Source organism: Aquiflexum sp. (genome assembly GCF_977115555.1).
Map to the genome: position 1 here is coordinate 1 of NZ_CDSBKL010000249.1, position 6,228 is coordinate 6,228.

The 6,228-nt window shown below is 43.0% G+C and carries 5 protein-coding genes; 4 read left to right on the plus strand and 1 reads right to left on the minus strand.

All coding sequences use genetic code 11. From position 1 onward, the window contains the following. The 4 genes from ACZFYI_RS13970 to msrB form a co-directional block, all read left to right on the plus strand. A partial coding sequence (locus tag ACZFYI_RS13970; protein WP_462524744.1) for a nucleotidyl transferase AbiEii/AbiGii toxin family protein occupies window positions 1-916 on the plus strand: 916 nt, incomplete at its 5' end. 48 nt (window positions 917-964) lie between these two features. Next, window positions 965-3,355 (plus strand): penicillin acylase family protein, encoded by a 2,391-nt coding sequence (locus tag ACZFYI_RS13975; RefSeq protein ID WP_462524745.1) that lies wholly within the window; start codon window positions 965-967, stop codon window positions 3,353-3,355. Window positions 3,356-3,676: 321 nt separating this feature from the next. Beyond that, window positions 3,677-4,045 carry a four helix bundle protein gene (locus ACZFYI_RS13980; protein ID WP_462524746.1) on the plus strand — a complete coding sequence of 123 codons (369 nt, stop codon included), beginning with the start codon at window positions 3,677-3,679 and terminating at the stop codon, window positions 4,043-4,045. 64 nt (window positions 4,046-4,109) lie between these two features. Beyond that, window positions 4,110-4,529 (plus strand): peptide-methionine (R)-S-oxide reductase MsrB, encoded by a 420-nt coding sequence (gene msrB / locus ACZFYI_RS13985; RefSeq protein WP_462524747.1) that lies wholly within the window; start codon window positions 4,110-4,112, stop codon window positions 4,527-4,529. A 463-nt stretch (window positions 4,530-4,992) separates the two neighbouring features. Here msrB and ACZFYI_RS13990 read toward each other — a convergent pair whose 3' ends face one another. Beyond that, window positions 4,993-6,072, minus strand: coding sequence for an IS110 family RNA-guided transposase (locus tag ACZFYI_RS13990; protein ID WP_462524748.1), 1,080 nt, complete (start codon window positions 6,070-6,072; stop codon window positions 4,993-4,995). Window positions 6,073-6,228 lie beyond the last annotated feature (156 nt).

Sequence of the window (6,228 nt, forward strand, 5' to 3'; positions counted from 1 at the left end):
ATTGGATCCCATCTTGTCCAAAAAAAGAAACTGTAAAACTACTTGTAAAAACCTTAGAAAATTTATGATCAAAGAATGGATTGAACTATATCGGCCCAAAAACAAAGAAGAATTGAATCAGGCTTTCAGGGAAATCATGCAGGAAATTACGCTTGCGGGATTATATAGGTCATCGTTTTTTGAAAAGGGTGCTTTTTATGGAGGAACAGCACTCAGGATTTTTCATGGACTTGACAGGTTTTCTGAAGACCTGGATTTTACATTATTGGATTCTCATGAAGATTTTTCTTTAGCCAATTACCTCAATGCGGTTGAAAATGAGTTCTCCTCCTTAGGCATCAAAGTATCAATCAAAGAAAAAGAAAAGTCCACTCAAACCAATATTGAATCTGCATTTTTAAAATCTGAAACTATCTGGAAAGAATTGATTCTTGAAGCGGCAGTTTCGGGTTTGGGATTAGATCAAAAGCCAAATATTAAAGTGAAAATTGAAGTGGATACCAAACCTCCATTGGGGTTTTCTACAGAAGAAAATCTTTTGTTGAGACCATTTTCATTTTATGTGAAATGCCTTTCAATTCAAGATCTTTTTGCAGGAAAAATGCATGCCTTGCTGTTTAGAAAATGGAAAAACAATGTCAAAGGAAGGGATTGGTATGATTTCGAATGGTATATCAAAAAAGGATTATCAGTTCATCTTAACCATTTTATTTTAAGAGCTATGGACAGCGGGGACTTAAAAAATGAAACGCTTTCCATTTATGAATTCAAACAACTGATCCATCAAAGAATTGAAGAAGTAGATTTGAAAATTGCAAAAGCAGATATAGTCAGGTTTATAAAAGAACCTCAAGTCATTGATATTTGGTCAAAAAAATACTTCCATGACTTGGTTGACAAAATGCAAATAGTGTAAATTCCCTAAATTATTTACCTTTTACTTTATCCCACCCAAATTAACCTTATGAAAAAATTTATCATTGCACTTTTTGTGCTTTTTCTTTTGCTATTTATTGGATACGAGGCAGTCAAACTCAACTTCAAACCGAAATATAGGGGTGAGGTCAACATACCTTCCATGTCTGACGAAGCTGAAGTTTACTTTGATGATTTTGGTATTCCCCATATCTACGCAGATAATGCTGAGGATGCGTACAGGACTTTGGGTTATGTCCATGCACAGGACAGACTTTTCCAAATGGAAATGATGCGCCGCGTAGGCACAGGGACTTTGGCTGAACTCTTGGGTACCGATTTGGTAGAAATTGATAAATTTTTCAGGACTTTGGGTATTCCCAAACATGCCGCCTGGAGTACCGAGGAGTGGAACAAGGCGGATAATTCTGAATGGAAATCAGCCACTGAAGCCTATATCGAAGGTGTAAACCATTTTATCCAAAATGGAAATCTCCCCATAGAATATACCCTTTTGGGCTCAGAACCAAGAGAATTTACCATCAATGACATCCACGCCATCACAGGGTACATGTCCTTCACTTTTGCGATGGCGATGAAAACAGATCCTTTGGTCACCAAAATGGCCCGTACCTTGGGGCCTGAATATATGAAAATGGTTTCCGTCCATACTTTGCCCGAACACCATGTCATCCCCAACAATTACCCCAAGCGTGATTCCATCAATTCATCCATTGTACTAGAAAATTCCCTTTCGGCCATGTTGGAAAAGTTGCCGGTACCCTTATTGGAAGGCAGCAACTCTTGGGTGATTTCAGGAAGCAGAACCGCTTCGGGAGAAGTGCTTTTCTGCAACGATACCCATATCGGTTTTGCTCAGCCATCTGTTTGGTATGAAGCGCATCTGGAATATCCGGGATTCAGCTATTACGGCAACCATCTTGCAGGTATGCCTTTTGGTTTGGTGGGCCATACAAGACACCACAGTATTGGTTTGACAATGTTTGAAAATGACGACCAGGATTTTTTCGAAGAAAAACTCAATCCCGACAACCCGAACGAAACCATTTACGGAGATGAATTCAGACCAATGAAGTCCAGAACAGAAACCATACATGTCAAAGATGGGGAGTCCGTTATTTTTGAAATCAAAGAATCCATCCATGGGCCTATCCTGAATGAAGTCCTTCCCGAAATCGGCAAACTGACTCAAAATCCGGTTGCTTCTTGGTGGGTTTACGTGCTCGAACCTACAAACGCCATCGAAGCGACATGGAAGATGGCAAGGGCCAAAGACATACAAGAAACTGAAGGTGCCGTCCGACTGATTCACGCCCCGGGACTCAACGTGATGTATGGAGACAAGGCCGGAAACATTGCTTGGTGGGCAACAGCAAAACTGCCTATCAGGCCCTCACATGTCAACAGCAAGCTCTTCTTGGATGGCAGCAACCCCGCCGACGAGCCCACAGGTTGGATGCCATTTGAGGAAAACCCCATGAGTATCAATCCTGCTTCAGGTTTTGTGGCATCGGCCAACAACCAACCGGATACCTTGTCCAACGGGACTTTCTTTCCTGGCTATTATTATCCTGGAGACCGATGGGACAGAATCTCCAAAACCGTCACGGCAAGAAACGATTGGACGCAGGAAAGTATCAAAACCCTCCAATTGGAAGCCATCAATGAAAACCACCCCATCAATGCCAAAAGCATGTTGGCGGTCACAGACCCATCCGCATTCAAGGGTTTTGAACCCGTACTTCAGGCCATGGAAACTTGGAACGGTAACCATGACCAACAATCCATAGCACCGACTTTCTACTACAAATGGCTTTACCATACCCTCCATGGCATGATGGCTGATGAGTTGGGTGAGGATGACTTCCAAAACTTCATCAAGACCTTCATGTATATCCGAAGTGTACCCACTTTGATCCGTACTGATGACTCACCATGGTGGGACAACAATAAAACCGAAGCAAAAGAAAGCAAGGCCGACATCGTCAAAATCGCCTTGGGAAAAACCATCTCAGAACTCAGCGAGCAATTGGGCACCGACAGTGAAAAATGGCATTGGGAAAAAGTCGTCATCCTTGAACACCCCCACCCTCTTGGTGCCAAAAAACCTTTGGACAAGATCTTCAATGTCAAAGCACCTGCCGTCACCGCCAATGAGGAATCAGTCAACAAGCTTCCTTTTACCCTTAATCCTGATGGGATTTATAAAGTTAATTCAGGACCCGCTATGCGAATCGTTCTGGACTTCGCTGATGTGGAAGCTTCCGAATCAATCTTGCCTACAGGCCAAAGCGGTAACCTTTTCAGTCCCCACTACGCCGACCAAGCCGTCCTATACGCCACCGGAAAATATAGACCGATGCTGATGAATGAGGAGGTGATTAAAGGAGGCGGGAGGAAGTTGGTGATGAGGCCGTAGGTAGGGAATTTATTTTAGGGGTTGTAATTGTTGTAGTGGTTGTCTGCTGCGCGTTGTCAAGTTATCGGGCTGTCCAGTTGTCAGGTCTGCGTAGTCGTCGTTGTCGGGTTTTCTGCTGCGTGTTGTCGGGTTGTCTGCTACGCGTTTTCAGGTTGTCTGCTGCGCGTTATCAGGTTGTTTGCTGTGCGTTGTCTTTGTAATCAGGTGTGTCCAAACAGGTAAATTTATTATCTTAAGTCTGTCCTTCTCCATCTCCAATAAAGAACCTGGTACTTTAAAATTAAAAATTACAATTCCTGTTTAACCATTTTTGAAAGTGAAATGAAAAGTTATCAAGACTTAGAAATTTATAACAAGTCAATGGATTTGTTCCTTAGGACACACAAGTTCAGTTTAAATTTACCAAATTATGAAAAGTATGAGCTGGGAAGTCAGTTGAGACGCTCCTTTGACTCCATTAATTCAAACATTGTGGAAGGCTATGGGAGAAAAAGGTACAAGCAGGATTTTATTAAATTTTTGGCCTATTCCCATGCTAGTACCTTGGAATGCCGCAACCACTTAATTAAAATTAAGTCCCTGTATCCACAATTTGAAAGTGAAGGTGAAACTTTAATTCAAGAATATGATTTATTAGGTATCATGATATTTAAATTTTTGGATTACGTTGAGAAAAACTGGAAAACCTAAACTTCTTAGCAACAAGTTGACAACCTGAAAACTAGACAACTTGACAACTAAATTTAAGATTCCTATGAAATCCAAACCCTCCAAACCCTACCCCATCGCCAAGTCAGAAAACGAATGGAAGCAGGAACTTGATCCTGAAGCTTATAGAGTGCTGAGAGAAAAAGGAACTGAACGTGCCTTCACAGGACAATATTACCTCAACAAGGATACAGGCATCTACGAATGCCGGGCCTGTGGCAATGAAATTTTTCATTCTTCCGCCAAGTATGACAGCGGCTGTGGTTGGCCGTCTTTTACCAAACCTGTCCGGCCTGAGGCCATCGACGTACACATGGACTACACTCATGGCATGATCCGCGAAGAGATTCTCTGTGGCAACTGCGGCGGGCACCTCGGCCACCGTTTCCCCGACGGCCCAAAAGACCAAGGAGGCATCCGCTACTGCATCAATTCAGTGAGTATGGGGTTTAAGAAGGGGGAGTAAATGTTGTCAGCTTCGCGTTGTCTGGTTGTCTGTTTCGGGTTGTCGGGTTGTCAGCTTCGCGTTATCAAGTTTCTATGTTAAATTCCTAGCAAATCGGTTAATATTTCTTCTTTTCTATCTAAATTGGTTAGTATCAGACAAAGCGGAACCGGGCTCTGCTGGAGAGCAACCTGTCAGGAATAGTCTGATCGACTGGAATGGTCAGGGGCCGGTTTTTATCTGGCCCTTTTTTGGCTACCATTCCAAGAGCCTATGCCTTGGAAAACTCAACGCTTGCCAACCCTTTCAAACATGCTTCTATAAGTAGTCGGTAATTTGATTTACCGCTACATTTCTGTTTTATTTTGTAAGGATGGTGGCCGTAGGCTGTCTTGAGCAGTCATGGTTGCCCCTGCTGCAACTCGACAAATTCGGTCCACCAATTTTTTGGTCCTAAAGGCAGGCAATTGTTTTTATCTATCTTTTAATCTGCCATTATCCGGTATGGTTCTTTGTTCAACAAAATATGCCTTATCCTTAGCAGTAACTTTCTGGCTACCCTTATAATCGCTTTGTTCGCACCCATCCTTTTTCTCCAGTCCTCATAGCTTTTTGCCAATGACGGGTCAGCTCTCGCAGCAGTCCAGGCACACTGTACCAAAACTGTCTGCACATGAATGTTTTTCCTGCCTGTCATCCTTCCGCTGTGCTCCTTCTCACCGCTACCGTAGGTATTGGGCACCAGTCCCACAAAACAACATAAACTGTCTGCTGTATGGAATCTTGATGTATCCCCGAGTTCGCTAAGGAAAACCAATCCTGCTGTCAGCCCAATCCCCGGTACTGACCTGATGATCTTCAACTCCTCGCTGTATTCTTCTGACAGCAATCTCACCAATTCCTTCTCAAGCTTCTTCTTTACCGAAACCGTGTTCCTGAGCTGCTCTATCAATATACGGAAACCGAATGTACCCACCTCCGAATCCAGTTCTACGCTATCAAGCCATCCCATGAAACTTTTCGACCAACTCTCTGATCCGACAAACTGTTCTTCCGGAATCCTTATCCCATGGAGATGTAGCTTCCCTTTGATTCTGTTTTTGTACCTGTTGATCTCTCCAATCAGTTTTTTCCGCAGACGCATTGATTCTTTCTCTTCCTGCTCGCATTTTCCCGGAATATGGATCCCTCTGAGTACTCCCTGACGCAGGCCCCTGCACAGTTTTCTGCTGTCAACCCCGTCACGCTTCCCCTTACGCTCTTTATTGGTAGTAGGGACATCTGCGGGATTAATGACTATATTTTCAATCCCTTCTGAAACAAGCTCGTAATGAACCGAAAAACCGCAGAAACCTGCTTCATATACACTCATATAAGTACCTCCGGGGAAATGCTTTTTTAAATATTTCCCAAGAGTCTCCCCCTCCGGGGGCTGAACAAAGGTCTTGTGTTCCAGATGCTCGGTCATCACAGTGACGGTCCACTGTTTCTTGTGAACATCAATACCTACATAGATCCTTTCTCCTGTAAAATCAGGATTTTTCGTAAATTGAAGCGTTTCCATAAGCCTTGAGGTTTAGTGTAAGATTTATTTGATACTTAAATTTACATTAACCTCTCGGCTTTACTTAATTTAAACATACAGGCTGTCAAGTTTTCGGGTTCCGTCACCCTGAGGCACGAAGGGTCTCTTTGACTATTTTGTTTGTCTTTTTGATCA

Bases quoted from the DNA above. Each gene is read 5' to 3' on its own strand.
- ACZFYI_RS13975 (WP_462524745.1), top strand. From the start codon at position 965: ATGAAAAAATTTATCATTGCACTTTTTGTGCTTTTTCTTTTGCTATTT.
- ACZFYI_RS13980 (WP_462524746.1), top strand. From the start codon at position 3,677: ATGAAAAGTTATCAAGACTTAGAAATTTATAACAAGTCAATGGATTTG.
- msrB (WP_462524747.1), top strand. From the start codon at position 4,110: ATGAAATCCAAACCCTCCAAACCCTACCCCATCGCCAAGTCAGAAAAC.
- ACZFYI_RS13990 (WP_462524748.1), bottom strand. From the start codon at position 6,072: ATGGAAACGCTTCAATTTACGAAAAATCCTGATTTTACAGGAGAAAGG.